At 57.9% G+C, this 14595-nt stretch carries 12 protein-coding genes and 1 pseudogene; all 13 read right to left on the minus strand.

Annotated features, from left to right (window positions below; translation table 11 throughout):
• Positions 1–262: 262 nt before the first annotated feature.
• Positions 263–1522, minus strand: coding sequence for a tyrosine--tRNA ligase (gene tyrS / locus HMPREF2888_RS10445; RefSeq protein WP_061922618.1), 1260 nt, complete (start codon positions 1520–1522; stop codon positions 263–265).
• 47 nt (positions 1523–1569) lie between these two features.
• A complete protein-coding gene (locus HMPREF2888_RS10450) occupies positions 1570–1755 on the minus strand; it encodes a Trm112 family protein (protein ID WP_061922621.1) in 186 nt (61 codons plus the stop codon).
• Positions 1756–1867: 112 nt separating this feature from the next.
• The gene (gene argH / locus HMPREF2888_RS10455; RefSeq protein ID WP_061922624.1) at positions 1868–3301 is read right to left on the minus strand and encodes an argininosuccinate lyase; all 1434 of its coding nucleotides are present in this window, start codon (positions 3299–3301) and stop codon (positions 1868–1870) included.
• On the minus strand, positions 3301–4518 hold the full coding sequence (locus HMPREF2888_RS10460) for an argininosuccinate synthase (protein WP_061922627.1): 1218 nt from the start codon (positions 4516–4518) through the stop codon (positions 3301–3303). Before HMPREF2888_RS10460 ends, argH begins: the two co-directional genes overlap by 1 nt.
• A gap of 62 nt (positions 4519–4580) precedes the next feature.
• A complete protein-coding gene (locus tag HMPREF2888_RS10465) occupies positions 4581–5093 on the minus strand; it encodes an arginine repressor (RefSeq protein ID WP_256374959.1) in 513 nt (170 codons plus the stop codon).
• A 107-nt stretch (positions 5094–5200) separates the two neighbouring features.
• Positions 5201–6172, minus strand: coding sequence for a lactate/malate family dehydrogenase (locus HMPREF2888_RS10470; RefSeq protein ID WP_141744861.1), 972 nt, complete (start codon positions 6170–6172; stop codon positions 5201–5203).
• A 38-nt stretch (positions 6173–6210) separates the two neighbouring features.
• Positions 6211–7386: pseudogene (locus HMPREF2888_RS10475) on the minus strand (acetylornithine transaminase).
• Entirely contained in the window at positions 7383–8312 is a 930-nt protein-coding gene (gene argB / locus HMPREF2888_RS10480; RefSeq protein ID WP_061922633.1) for an acetylglutamate kinase, read from the minus strand. Before argB ends, HMPREF2888_RS10475 begins: the two are co-directional and overlap by 4 nt.
• 30 nt (positions 8313–8342) lie before the next feature.
• Positions 8343–9509 (minus strand): bifunctional glutamate N-acetyltransferase/amino-acid acetyltransferase ArgJ, encoded by a 1167-nt coding sequence (gene argJ, locus HMPREF2888_RS10485; RefSeq protein WP_235591044.1) that lies wholly within the window; start codon positions 9507–9509, stop codon positions 8343–8345.
• 72 nt (positions 9510–9581) lie between these two features.
• A complete protein-coding gene (gene argC, locus HMPREF2888_RS10490; RefSeq protein WP_061922639.1) occupies positions 9582–10655 on the minus strand; it encodes an N-acetyl-gamma-glutamyl-phosphate reductase in 1074 nt (357 codons plus the stop codon).
• A 174-nt stretch (positions 10656–10829) separates the two neighbouring features.
• The gene (locus HMPREF2888_RS10495) at positions 10830–12398 is read right to left on the minus strand and encodes a YfcC family protein (protein ID WP_049147599.1); all 1569 of its coding nucleotides are present in this window, start codon (positions 12396–12398) and stop codon (positions 10830–10832) included.
• 73 nt (positions 12399–12471) lie between these two features.
• On the minus strand, positions 12472–13407 hold the full coding sequence (arcC, locus tag HMPREF2888_RS10500) for a carbamate kinase (protein ID WP_061922642.1): 936 nt from the start codon (positions 13405–13407) through the stop codon (positions 12472–12474).
• A gap of 33 nt (positions 13408–13440) precedes the next feature.
• A complete protein-coding gene (gene argF / locus HMPREF2888_RS10505) occupies positions 13441–14436 on the minus strand; it encodes an ornithine carbamoyltransferase (RefSeq protein ID WP_061922645.1) in 996 nt (331 codons plus the stop codon).
• Positions 14437–14595: the final 159 nt, after the last annotated feature.

Consider the following 14595-nt stretch of genomic DNA (forward strand, 5'->3'; position numbering starts at 1 on the left):
TTGGCACACTATTGAGTTCTCAGACATCATTCGCATTAGTTCAACAACATTTAACCTGCTGTTTCTCTAAGCGACTGGAGTTCATACTTTAGCTAACAAGTCGATATCTTGTCAACCAAGAGTTAATCTCTCCGCCGACCGCTTGTCGCGGCGACTTCGATAAATATACGCACGCCCCTAAAGGTTGACAAATCGCCAGGTCAAACACGAAAACCGCCCACCTTTGGTGGACGGTTCTCACGACTTGTCGCGCTAGAGGCCTTTAAGCCAGGCGTGCGCCCGCAAAGTTCTTCTTGCCGCGGCGTAGGACGAGCCAGGTGCCATGCAGTAGGTCCTCTGCTGCAGGCTCCCAGTCATCCGATTCAATGCGCTGGTTGTTGACGTAAGCGCCACCTTCCTTAATGGTGCGGCGTGCAGCGCCCTTGGAGTCAGCCAGACCAGAAGCCACCAGAAGGTCAACGATGGTCCGCGGCTCGCCTTCCGTAATCTCAGCGACTGTGGTTTCAGACAACGCACCCGCCAGGGTCTTTTCATCCAGTTCTTTAAGCTCCGCCTTACCGAAGAGTGCCTGGGCAGCAAGCTCGACTGCCTTGGTTGCCTCTTCACCATGAACCATGTTGGTCATCTCCTGAGCCAGGCGACGCTGCGCAGCGCGCTTGTATGGCTCTTCCGCCACGGCCTTCTCGTACTCCGCGATTTCTTCCTGAGTCAGGAAGGTGAACCAACGCAGGTAGTCAATGACGACAGAGTCGCCAGCGTTAAGGAAGTACTGGTACCAGGAGTAAGCAGAGGTCTTTTCAGGATCCAGCCACAACTTGCCGCCGCCGGTGGACTTACCGAACTTCTGGCCTTGGGCGTCGGTAACGAGCGGAACGGTGAGCGCATGGACCTTAGCGTTATCCATGCGACGGTTCAGATCGACACCAGAGACAATGTTGCCCCACTGATCGCCGCCGCCGATCTGCAGCACGCAGTCGTATTCACGGTGCAGGTGTACGTAGTCGTTGGACTGCAAAAGCATGTAGGAGAACTCGGTGTAGGAAATTCCGTCGGATTCCAAGCGGCGCTTGACGGTATCGCGGTCAAGCATCGTGTTCAGCGAAAAGTTCTTTCCGATATCACGCAGGAAGTCGATAACGGAAAGGTTCATGGTCCAATCAGCGTTGTTAACCATGATGGCGGCGTTCTCGCCTTCGAAGTCCACAAAACGACGCAGCTGCTTCTGGATTGCCTGCAGGTTCTGCTCGATGACGTCCATGCTGAGCATGGAACGCTCGCCGACGTCGCGTGGGTCACCAATAGTGCCGGTCGCACCACCAGCAACGGTGATCGGACGGTGGCCAAATTCCTGGAAGCGGCGCAGCATAATCATCGGCACTAGGTGCCCTGCGTGAAGGGAATCCCCCGTCGGGTCGAAACCGCAGTACAGGGTAATCGGCTTTTCGCACTCTTCGCGCAGTGCGTCGAGGTCGGTGGACTGGTTGATGAGGCCGCGCCAAGACAGCTCGTCAATAATGTTCATAAAGGTCTTCCTAATTTCTTCCTAGATTCGAGGTGCAGAAAAGTTTGTTAGGCCTCTGCTTGTGCAGGCCATGCTTTTGCGTGATCAGCTAGCATCACTGGGATGTCGTCCTCGATGGGATAGGCAATGCCGAGACGCTCATTGACCAGAACCTGTGCATCCTCGTTATAGGTCAGCGGCCCTTTATCTTGGGGGCAGACCAAAATCTCTAGAAGTTGTGGATCAAGACTCATGGCGTTAATCCTACACTCGGCGCTTCGGCCGGCGGCTCCAACCCAGCGATGCGAAATGCACAAGCGAAAAGCCGGCCGTCTTCACTCCCTGAAGATGACCGGCTCCACTGGCTTAAGCTTCTGGGATCACCGAAGCCTGTGCCCATTTCTTAAATTCCGCGGCAATCTCGTCAACGCGTTCACGCTGTTCAGCGACCCGCATACCTGCGGTTCCACCCTTGGTAGAACGCGAGGCCACCGCACCATCGATGGTGAGTACGTCACGCACTGCAGGGAGCAAGCGCTTATCGACGCCGGCGAGCTCCTCATCGCTGAGGTCCACCAGGTCCACTCCCCTTGCCTCGGCAATCTGAACGCACGCGCCCGAAGCCTCATGTGCCTCGCGGAACGGAACGCCTTGGCGAACCATCCACTCGGCGAGGTCCGTTGCCAGAGTGAATCCACGTGGGGCAAGCTCACGCATGCGGTCTTCGTGGAATTCCAAGGTAGAAACCAGGCCGGTCATGGCTGGCAGCAGCAGATTGAGCTGCGCCACCGAGTCAACAATCGGCTCTTTATCCTCTTGCAGGTCACGGTTATAGGCCAAAGGCTGTGCCTTCAGTGTGGCCAGCAATCCGGAAAGGTTGCCAATGAGGCGGCCCGTCTTACCACGGGTTAGCTCCGCAACATCGGGATTCTTCTTCTGCGGCATGATGGAAGAACCGGTCGACCAAGCATCATCCAGGGTGACGTAACCGTATTCCGGAGTGCACCAATAGATGATTTCTTCCGCCAGGCGAGACATATCGACCGCGATCTGTGCCAAGACGAAAGCTGCCTCCGAGGCAAAGTCACGCGATGAGGTTCCGTCCAGAGAGTTCTCCGCAGCAGAATCGAAGCCCAGCTCCGTAGCTATTGCCTCTGGGTCGAGGTGCAGCGAAGAACCCGCAAGCGCGCCAGAGCCATAAGGCGATACAGCAAGGCGCTTGTCCAGATCCTTTAAGCGATCGACGTCGCGAAGCAAAGGTTGCGCGTGCGCCAGCAGCTGGTGTGCCAACAAGATCGGCTGCGCTGCCTGCGAGTGAGTCTTACCCGGCATGATTGCCTCCGGGTGCGCTGCTGCCTGCTGAGACAAAGCATCCACCAGGTCAGTGACCTGCAGAGCAATATCGCGAATGGCATCGCGGACCCACATGCGAAACAGGGTTGCTACCTGGTCGTTGCGGGAACGACCCGCGCGCAGGCGGCCGCCGACCTCAGGCCCGACGATGTCGATAAGCCCGCGCTCCATCGCACCGTGGACGTCCTCGTCGGTGGGCAACGGGCGAAACTCGCCGGAGGCTACCTTCTCCCCCAGCTGTGTCAGGCCATCGAGCATGGTCTGCAGGTCGGCGTCGGAAAGCAGGCCTGCTTTGTGCAGCACCTTGGCGTGTGCCTTGGAAGCCAGGACATCATATGGCGCCAAGACCCAGTCGAAGTGAGTAGATACGGACAGGGCAAACATTGCCTCGGACGGGCCGCCGGTAAAGCGGCCGCCCCACAATGCGCCCTCGTTAGTCTTATGCATTATTTCTTTCCGGTTGGGAAGCCGCCGTCGCGGTCACGCTGGTTGGAGATCTGGGTGGACAAGCCGTGCAGCTGGACAAAGCCCTTGGCCGCGGACTGATCGAAGGCGTCGCCAGTGTCATAGGTGGCCAAGTCGAAGGAGTACAGAGACTCACCCGAGCGGCGACCATTGACAGTTGCGGTGCCGGCGTGGAGAACCATGCGGATATCGCCGGTGACGTTCTCCTGGGAGGACTCGATGAAGGCGTCCAGGGAACGCTTCAGCGGCGAGTACCAGAGGCCGTCGTAGACCTCTTCGCTCCAGCGAGCGTCGGTCAGGCGCTTATAACGTGCGAGCTCACGCTCGACGGTGACATCCTCCAGCGCCTCGTGAGCCTTGATGAGCACCATGGCACCCGGGGCCTCGTAGACCTCGCGGGACTTGATGCCCACGAGCCGGTCCTCAACCATGTCGAGACGGCCGACGCCTTGTGCACCCGCGCGGCGATTGAGCTCTTCGATTGCTTCCAGAACGGTCACCGGCTTGCCGTCGATGGCGACGGGCTTGCCTTTTTCAAAGGAAATGATGACCTCATCGGGGGCGTTACCCAATGCCGGATCCTCGGTGTAGGCGTAAAGATCCTTTGTTGGCGGATTCCACAGATCCTCCAAAAAGCCGGTTTCTACCGCGCGGCCCCACACGTTTTGGTCAATAGAAAATGGCGAGGATGCGGACTGCTCAATCGGCAGGTTGATCTCCTCTGCGAAGGCGATTGCCTTGTCACGAGTCCAGGCGTAGTCACGCGCTGGCGCGATGATCTCTAGCGAAGGATCGAGTGCGCGGAAGGAAACCTCGAAGCGGACCTGATCGTTACCTTTACCTGTGCAACCGTGGGAAACATGTGTTCCGCCGTGCTCCTGCGCAGCTTTCACGAGGTGTTTGGTGATAAGCGGGCGGGAAATCGCAGAAACGAGCGGGTACTGCTTCATGTACATGCCGTTAGCCTTGATGGTAGGCAGGCAGTACTCTTCTGCGAATTCATCCTTAGCGTCAATGACGATGGACTCGACCGCGCCGCAATCGAGGGCGCGTTGGCGTACCGACTCCATATCCTCGCCACCCTGGCCAAGGTCAAGAGAGACAGCAACAACGTCGCCGCCGGTCATCTTAGCCAGGTAAGGGATCGCCACGGACGTATCCAGTCCGCCGGAATAAGCCAGTACAACACGTGCGCTCATAATCATTCTCCTTTGGTTATCTTCGAGCTATCGTTAATATTATACAATAGAACGTATAAAACCTAGACGTCGCGTGCTGTGAGCTTCTTCGCAAGTTCCTCGCCGGTGGTCGACTCGCGCGCGAGGACGAAAATAGTGTCATCACCAGCAATGCAGCCGACTACATCGCTCAAACCAACGCGGTCAATAAAGGAGGCCAAATACTGCGCAGCGCCGGCTGGAGTGCGCAGCATGGCGATGTTTCCTGAATGATCATGCGAGACAACAAGTTCGTCGAGCATGCGGCGCAGCTTCTCGCGGGGTCCGTTAAGCTGGTCTTCGAATTGCTCCAGCTCTCCGCCGACCATATAGAAGGAACGCCCGCCACCGCGCTTTACTTTCTTCGCGCCGAGCTCGTCAAGATCGCGCGAAAGGGTTGCCTGGGTAATGTCGATTCCCTCATCAAGCAGCAGCTCAGAAAGCTGCACCTGGCTGGTGACACGGGTGCGATCCAGAATTTCCAGGATCTTGGCTTGGCGCGCATTGCGCGTGGTCGGCGTCGTTGTCATCGCTAAAGAATTCTCCTTAAAACTCATGCCGGCAATCCGATATCCTCAAATGCGCTAAGTCTTAGTGCATTAAATTCGCTTTCAAGCATAAACCTTCAGCGTGAAGGATTCCGGAATTGTCCCGGCGGGAGCCATTAACTCTGCGTACGCTCGAAAGTTGCGCGGATATAGCTTGCGGACTCAGCCAACTTCTGGGTCTCCCATTCATCGAGCTTGGGGGCCAAGCGCTTTTCGACACCGCCGCGGCCGACAACCGATGGCATGGAAAGCGCAACATCGTCGATGCCGTATTCCCCCTCCAGCATGGAGCAGACCGGATGAACCGCCTTCTCATCCAGCATGATCGATCGCGCAATCGCTACCGCGGAACGTGCCACACCAGCGTCGGTCCAGCCCTTTGCATTGAAGACGTCGTAGGCCGCGCCGACGACGGTTTCTTTGAGCTCTTCCTTACCTGGTAGCGAGCCCTGGTGGAGCTCTTCGAGTTCTTCCCAGCCCAAGCCCTGGACGTTCATTTTCGACAGCACTGGGAAGGCCGTCATGCCATGTTCACCCATCATGTAACCGGTGACAGACTTTGGATCGATACCGAGCTCGCGCCCTATAGCCCAGCGCAGACGCGCTGAATCGAGCATGGTGCCGGTACCAAAGAGTAGCTCGCGCGGGTAGTCGAACTCGCGGTGCGCAAGGGTAACCATTGCGTCCAGAGGATTGGTGATAAACAGGATGACCGCTTCACTCGTATGGGCAGTGATGCCTTCCATGACGTTGCGAATAACGTGGCCGGAAGAAACTGCCAACTCGGCACGGTCAGGAGCAGAACCCGGATTGTCCGGGTCCGGCTGCATGGACGCACCGGCAGATACGATGATGAGATCAGCATCAGCGCAGTCCGCGTAGGTACCGGCGTGGACGTGGATATGGTCAACGCCAGGCACGCCGGTGGATTGATCATGGTCCAGCGCCTCACCGTGTGCCACCTTATCGTTGACATCGATTGCGGCGATATCCGCGAAAAGGCCGGACTCCATGGCATAAGCAAGGACCGAGGATCCAACGTGACCCAGGCCAATACAAACAAGCTTTGTGGTGTTTAGGTTCTTCATGTTCCCGAGCATAAACCTCTCGCCGGACACGTGGCGCTTTAGCTGACGGTGGCGTCGGAAAGCGCCAGCGCAAAGCGGTTAACCGCGGCGTCCAGCTCTGCCTCTTCAATCACCAGCGGCGGCGTCAACCGCACGACGGAATCATTCGGCGCATTCACAATTACTCCGTGCTTGAAGCCGGCGCTGACCACCTGTTTGGCCACAGGGCGTTCCAGCACCACGCCCAGCATCAGGCCGCGACCGCGCACTTCTACTACGCCAGGCAACGCAGCTACGCGTTCTGCGAGCCGCTCTCCCTTGTTGCGTACCTCAGAAATGAACGCGGCGTCGATAGTGTCCAGTACCGCATTTGCCGCCGCACACGCAACGGGATTGCCGCCAAAGGTCGTGCCGTGGCTCCCCGGAGTAAGCAAATCCTTCGCCGCGCCCCGTACGATGGTCGCGCCGATGGGCAGGCCCGCCCCCAAGCCTTTGGCCATGGTGATCACATCGGGCAAGATTCCCGCGGACTGGAAAGCGAAGAAGTCACCAGTACGCCCGACGCCAGTCTGAACCTCATCAACAATCAAGAGGAGCCCATATTCATCGCATAACTGGCGCACCTTAACCAGAAATCCATCCGGCGCGGGAATCACTCCGGTTTCGCCTTGGATAGGCTCCAAAATGATTGCCGCGGTATTGGCTGGATCCTGCTCCACCAATGTGCGCAGATATTCAATGTCGCCATAGGGATAAAATTCCACGCCAGCTGGCAGCGGCTCGAAAGGCGCCCGTTTGCCCGGCTGCCCCGTCATCGCGAGCGCGCCCATAGTACGCCCGTGGAATCCGTGGTGCGCCGCCAGCACCCGCTTCTTTCCAGTCAAGCGCGCTACCTTGAACGCAGCCTCGTTGGCCTCGGTACCGGAGTTGCAGAAGAATACCCGGGCATCGCTATCGCCCACCCGAGCCTCGAGCTTCTGTGCAACCTCAACCACAGGCTCGCTAGCAAAAAGATTGGATACGTGCGCCAACTTAGCCACCTGCTGGCTTACCGCCTGAACTACGGCAGGATGCCCGTAGCCTAGTGAATTGACCGCAATGCCGGCCAGCATGTCGATGTAGGACTTCCCCTCTTCATCAACCACGGTAGATCCTGCACCTGAGACCAATCCGAGCGGCGGAGCGCCCTAGGTATTCGTGATCGCCTCGTTCCACCGCTTTATAAGCGAAGTCATGCGTTATCGTCCTTTCTAAAGACCGTTCCTTCCGGATAATCAGCGCGGTCATAGTTATCAGGCAGAATCATCGTTCCGATGCCGCCGGAGGTCAGCAGCTCTAGGACCACCGCATGCTCGGTGCGGCCATCGAAAACGTGGGCCGCATTTACCCCTGCCTCCACTGCTTTAAGGCAGGCCTCCATCTTGGGAATCATCCCGCTGTCTAAGGTGGGCAAGAGCTGCGAAAGCTCGCTGCACTCAATCTTGGAGACCAAAGAATCGGAATCTGGCCAGTCGGTATAAAGGCCCTCCACGTTGGTTAGGACCACGAGCCTTTCCGCGCCCACAGCGCTAGCGAGCGCACCCGCCGCGGTATCCGCATTCACGTTATAAACCTCGCCATCCCTACCGGGCGCAATGGTTGACACCACGGGAATCCTTCCCGCATCCACGATGTCCATCAAGGCTTCGGGGTTGACGTCGGTAATATCGCCGACCAAACCAATGTTTGTCAGCCGCCCATCGATGTTGACCAGGCGCTTTCGGGCGCGAAATAGTCCTGCGTCCTCGCCCGAAGTGCCCACCGCGTAGGGCCCGTGGGAGTTGATGAGGTTGACCAATCCCCTGCCCACCTGGCCAAACAAGACCATCCGTACGACTTCCATCACCTCCGGGGTGGTTACCCGAAAGCCACCTTTGAATTCGCCCTCGATGCCGAGCCTGCCCAGCATCTGATTGATCTGCGGGCCGCCGCCGTGGACGACAATCGGCTTCGCGCCCACCGCGCGCAGAAAAACCATGTCTGCCGCGAACGCCGCCTTGAGCCGCTCATCCACCATGGCGTTGCCGCCATACTTCACCACGACTATTTTGTCGCGATAATGCTGGAGCCACGGCAGTGCCTCCGCCAAGACCGTGGCCCGATCCAAGTTCGTTAACTGCATAGTCTCCTCGCCTTTGCCTATTCCCCGAAGCTAAGAGCTATAGGCCGAGTTGATTTCGACGTACTGATGAGACAGATCCGTAGTCCGTACAAATGCTCGGCCTGGCCCGTTAAGACCTAAGTGAACGTGGACGTCAATATCGATTCCTGAAAGGTCCACCTCGCGCGCGCCGGGCGCGCCCGTGGAGTTGATGCAGACAGGCTGATTGTTGAAGGCAACAGAAATGTTTTCCGGATCCATATCCGCGTCCGCCATGCCCACTGCCGCAAGGACGCGGCCCCAATTGGGATCGGAGCCAAACATCGCACACTTGAACAGGTTATCCCGGCCCAGCGTCCGCGCAGCGGCAAGCGCCTGCGCATCGTCAGTGGTGCCCTCGACGGTGATTTTGACGCGCTTGGTCACCCCTTCCGCGTCGGCCTGCAGCTGATCCGCGATATCGGCACAGGCTTTAAGAACAGCATCGTCGAGCTCTTCCTGCGAAGGCTCGATGCCCGATGCACCATTTGCCAAGATGATGACGGTGTCATTAGTCGAGGTCGAGCCATCAATATCTAAGGTATTGAAGGTCGCATCGCATGCACTGTGCAGCGCTTGCTGCAGCGCGGCAGGCGTGGCCGCGGCGTCGGTTGTCAGGCACACGAGCATCGTTGCAAGCGAGGGCGCCATCATGCCCACGCCCTTGCCCATCGCACCCAAAGTCCATCCACCACCGTGCACCACAGCTTCCTTCGCCACGGTATCGGTGGTCATTATCGCCTCGGCGGCAGCGTGACCTCCTTCTGAGCTGAGTTGCCCCACGACGCCGCGAACGCCGCCCAATGTTTTATTCATCGGCAAAGGCTCGCCAATCAGCCCTGTGGAGCATACAGCGATATCTTGCCCGACAATTCCAGTTAGAGCAGCAAGTTCATCCACCATGGCTTGGGCATCTTTGTCGCCTTGCTTCCCGTTACAGGCGTTGGCGTTGCCCGAGTTATACAACACGGCCCTTACCTGCCCGTCTGCGACGGCGGCCTTGGAAAGTTTTACCGGTGAGGCAACGACCCGGTTGCGGGTAAATACCGCCGCTGCATTAAAATGTGGGCCTTGATTTACAACGAGCGCCATATCTGATTTTCCAGATGGCTTAATCCCAGCAGTGGTTGCTCCCGCCACAAAACCTTTCGGCGCGGTAACGCCAGTTGGTTTGGTCACGGGCACTCCTGGCGTGGTGGGTGATAGAGACATGATCTTCTCCTAATTAAAAAGGTGGCTATTAATAACCGCCTAGGGCGCGACGGCCGCCTGTGGCAGGCCGGCGGCTTCTTCAAGCCCTAGCGCGAGATTCATACATTGAACGGCGGCACCGGCGGTACCCTTGGTCAGATTGTCGAGCGCAACAGTGATGAGCAATCGTCGGGCACGACCGTCCACATGGGCCTGGATATGCACCATGTTGGAGCCCACTACGTTCTGCGTTTCTGGCTGGATTCCTCCTGGCAAAACTAGGCAAAAAGGCTCGTCCTTGTAGAAGTCCGCGAAGGCTTTGTGCACCTGGGAGGCATCCACTCCTCCAGCAAGAGGAGCGCTGATAGTTGCCAAAATCCCCCGCACCAGCGGGGCCAAGACCGGAGTAAAGCTGAGGTTGAGCTCAGCGTCACCGTGCACGAAAGGCGCCAGGTTCTGCACCATCTCCGGGGTATGACGGTGCGTGCCGCCCGGCGAATAGGCGCGCAAACTGCCCATGGTCTCAGCACCAAGCAACCCCACTGCGGCCTTCTTGCCGGCGCCGGAAACGCCAGTAACCGCAACCACGTTGAGCTCAGGTTCGATGAGCTCCTGCGCCAAGGCCGGCACAGCACCCAAAGTCACGGCGGTGGGAAAGCATCCCGGCACCGCTACCTGCGATGCCCCCTGCAGCTGTGCGCGGTTTCCAGGCAGCTCTGGGATGCCATAAGGCCATGCGCCCGCGTAATCCCCGTCATAGAATTCCCGCCAGTCCTCTTCGCTGCGGAGGCGAAAGTCGGCCGCGCAATCAATCAACACCGGCGCTGCGACGCCGGTGCTTTGCGACGCCGCCTCAATCTCCCGCGCCAACTTCGCCGAGTGCCCGTGCGGCAGCGCCTGGAAGACCACCGAATGGCCAAGCAGGTTTTCCGCCGCAATGTCTTGAATAGTATTCCCCCACACCTGCGGCGCATTTGGCACGACCTGCGCCACCGGTTGCCCGGCTGTGGAGTGACCACAGAGGGCGCCAATCCGCAGCTTACCGGACAAATATGCTGGATGGGACAAGAGTAGGCGCAGAATCTCGCCGCCTGCATATCCGGAAACGCCCGCGATGGCTACTGAAATACTCATGCGGGAAACAATAACAAGTTATGCAAGGCACTGCAATATATACGAGGAGTCTTTTATATCGCTCCAAAACGCAAAGTGCCTCCCGCGGCCCTCCTCTAACAATTGAGTGGAGAAGAAAGCCAAGCGGGAGGCACTAAACACTGAGCCTGAGGGCCTCCACCCTCGAGCCACAGCTTAGGAGTAAATCAGCACCTGAGTTACCAGCATGATGCCGCCGAAGACCAGAAGGAAGACCATCATCGGCCAGACGAAGCGCAGCCAGTGCGTGTACTTCATCTTCAGCATCTGCAGCGTTGCCATGACCAGGCCGGTCGGGCAGATGAACAGCATTGCATACTGTCCCCACTGATAAGCACAGACCACAATCCAACGGTCGATGCCCACCGTATCTGCCAGCGGCGCCATAATCGGCATGGACAGCACAGCTAGGCCGGAGGAGGAAGGAACAACGAAGCCCAGCAGGAAGAAGATGATCATCAGCATGATGATGAAGACTGGACCATGCATTCCCTCAACCAGGTTGGTTGCAGAGTTCAGCAGTGTATCGGAGATATGACCATCATTGAGCACCAGGTTGATGCCGCGGGCCAGACCGATAATCAGGGAAACGCCGACCAGGCTGGAAGCACCCTCAGTGAAGGCGTCGCAAAGCTCAGCTTCGCCCAAGCGATTCTCACCGGTTGCCGCAATGAACATGATGGCCAGGGCCACCGTGAGGAATGCGGCCGCCATCGTTGGGAACCACCAGCCCTGGGACATAACACCCCAGACCATCAACGGGAACGCGATAGCGAAGAGGATGAGGATGACCTTCTGACGAAGGTCGAACTTCTTAACGTCACCGGTGGCGTCCATGGACCACTGGCCCTCAAAGACTTCCTTATCCTCCAGGACATAGGAGAAGTTCGGGTCTGCCTTGAGGCGACGCGCATACCAAGCCATGTAGCTAATCACCACGATGCCGCCGACGACACAGCCGACCAGACGCCATACGATGCCGTCTGTGAAGTTGATACCCGCCGCGTTCGACGCGATAACAACCGAGAACGGGTTAATCGTAGAGAACGCCGTACCCATGGAACCTGCCAGGAAGATGGCGCCCACCACGACGATGGCGTCATAGCCTAGCGAGATAAAGATTGGGGCGAGGATTGGGTAAAAAGCAACAGCTTCCTCCTCCAAGCCACAGGCGGAACCGCCCATCACCATCAGCACGGAGACCACGACGACGAGCAGGAACTCGTGCCCCTTCGTCTTCTTGGTCAGTGCGACCAGGCCCGACTCGAAAGCGCCCGTTGCGCGGACCACGCCAATGAGGCCACCCAGCACGAGGATGAACACGATGATGTCAACGGCCTCGATGGTGCCCTGCACCATGCTGACCGGGATATCCCACAGACCAGCCGGGTTCTGCGTGACATGCTCATAAGTGCCCGGGACGGAAACTGCCTGCGTCAGTGCACCAGAGGTGAACTGATCGATGTTGATCTGCACGCCCAGGCTATCGAGAGTCTTCTGCGTAGCGTCCAGAACGTCGACCGAACCATCAGGGTTGGTCACGTTCAGCTTGCCCGAGTCAGGGTCATACATCAGCTTCGAATACGAGCCTGCCGGAACCAGCCAGGTGGCGATTGCAGAGATGACCGTCAGGGCAAACAGAATCGTAAAAGCAGACGGAACTGAGAAGTGAAACCTCCGCCTCTTCTTGGGGTCTGTATCCTTCTCTTTCATTGGCGCGGTCATGGCGCCTTCCTTTCATGTGATAAAAGGCCGGGGAAGCCAGCACATACTGTCTTACCCGGCCAATAAATTTCTCCTAAGAGGTTATAACGGTTCCGACGGAACCAGTCATGGCTTCACCGGCATGTTCGAGCGAGGTGATGATTGCTCGACGGCCGGCGCCCGAACGGGCGAACTCCAAGCAGGCTTCCACCTTCGGCAGCATTGAGCCTGGTGCAAAGGCTGCATCATCAATCAGCTTCTGTACCTCGTCAACGGTGACCTTCTCCAGAGCCTTTTGTTCTGGGGTGTTAAAGCCGGAGTAGGCGTAGTCAACTGCGGTGAGAATCAACAGGGTGTCTGCCTCAATCTGCTGAGCGATAAGAGCCGCGGTGCGGTCCTTATCGATGACTGCGGTGACACCGCTGAGCTGGCCTTCCTTGCGGACTACTGGGATGCCGCCACCACCGGCTGCGATGGCAATGCCACCGGAGCCCAGGATGTTGGCGATGCTCTTTGCCTCTACAACCTCGATAGGAAGTGGCGAGGCAATGACCCAACGCCAGCCGCGGCCGGAATCCTCGACGTAGGTGTTGCCGGTTTCCTTAGCCAACCGCTTTGCCTCTTCCTCGCTGTAGTACACACCGATGGGCTTGGTTGGGTTATCAAAAGCCGGGTCGTTTTCGTCGACAACCGTCTGCGTGATGAGGGAATAGCAGTCGCGCTCTAGGTTCCGCATGCGCAGCACATTCTCAATGGCCTGCTGGAGGTGGTATCCGATGTAGCCTTCGGACATTGCACCGCACTCGGCGAAAGGAATCTCTGGCGTGGTTCCCTCCTGGTGTGAGAAGTCGGAGGAAACCTTGATCATGCCAACCTGTGGACCGTTGCCGTGGGTAACCACGACCTCGTGGCCGGCCTCGATGAGGTCAACGATTGAGTCGGCGGTCTGGCGGATTGCTTCCAGCTGCTCGGTTGGGGTGTTTCCAAGGGCGTTGCCACCGAGGGCAACGACAACACGTCGCTTATCCATTGCACTTTCTCCTGGTGAAAAGACCTTGATTTTCTAGGACAAGGTGGCGTACATGACCGCCTTGATGGTGTGCAGACGATTCTCTGCCTCATCGAAGACCTTGGAGTAAGCGGACTCGAAGACCTCGTCGGAGACCTCCATCTCGCTAACGCCGAGCTTCTCGGAGATTTCCTTGCCAATGACGGTCTTGACATCGTGGAAGGAAGGCAGGCAGTGCATGAAGATGGCGTCGTCGGCAGCCATTGCCATGACATCCTTGGTGACACGGTATGGCTCGAGCAGCTTGACGCGCTCCTCCCAGAGCTCAGCCGGCTCACCCATGGACAGCCAGATGTCGGTGTAGATGACGTGAGCGTCGGTGCAGGCTTCCTTGACGTCTTCGGTCAGAGTGACGGAGCCGCCGGTCTCGGCTGCAATCTTGGTGCACTCCTCGACCAGGCCATCTTCTGGCATCTGTGCCTTCGGGCCACAAGCGACGAAGTGCATGCCGAGCTTTGCACAGACAACCATGAGGGAGTTTGCAACGTTGTTGCCTGCATCGCCCATGAAGACCAGCTTCAGACCCCTCAGGCCCTGTGGGAAGTTCTCCTCTACAGTGAGCATGTCTGCAATCATCTGGGTTGGGTGGAACTCGGTGGTCAGGCCGTTCCAAACTGGAACGCCTGCGTTTGCGCCCAAGTCCTCAACAATCTCTTGAGCGAAGCCGCGGTACTCGATACCGTCATACATGCGGCCCAGCACGCGAGCGGTGTCCTCGATGGACTCCTTCTTGCCCATCTGCGAGCTATCCGGAGCCAAGTAGGTAACGCCCATGCCAAGGTCGGAGCCGGCAACCTCGAATGCACAGCGGGTACGGGTCGAGGTCTTCTCGAAGAGGAGGACGATGTTCTTGCCCTCGAGGTAGCGGTGCGGCACACCGGCCATCTTCATTTCTTTGAATTGCTTGGAGAGGCGGATAAGGTAGCGAATCTCGTCTGGGGTGTAGTCCAAGAGCTTGAGGAAGTTACGTCCGCTGAGGCTTACTGGCATTGTTGCCAACTCCTTTCTTTAATAGGGCCTTTTGCCCTATTTTCACTCCGGCTACTCCCCTTCAATTCACACTCATGGGGTGCGCCGGCCGAACCCGGAAGCCTTGTGCTTCTCATCTGAAGTTCTGGCTTTATCGTGACTCGATTTCCCCACCCAAGC

Origin of the sequence: Corynebacterium sp. HMSC077D03 (genome assembly GCF_001808545.1) — a bacterium.
GTDB lineage: Bacteria > Actinomycetota > Actinomycetes > Mycobacteriales > Mycobacteriaceae > Corynebacterium > Corynebacterium simulans.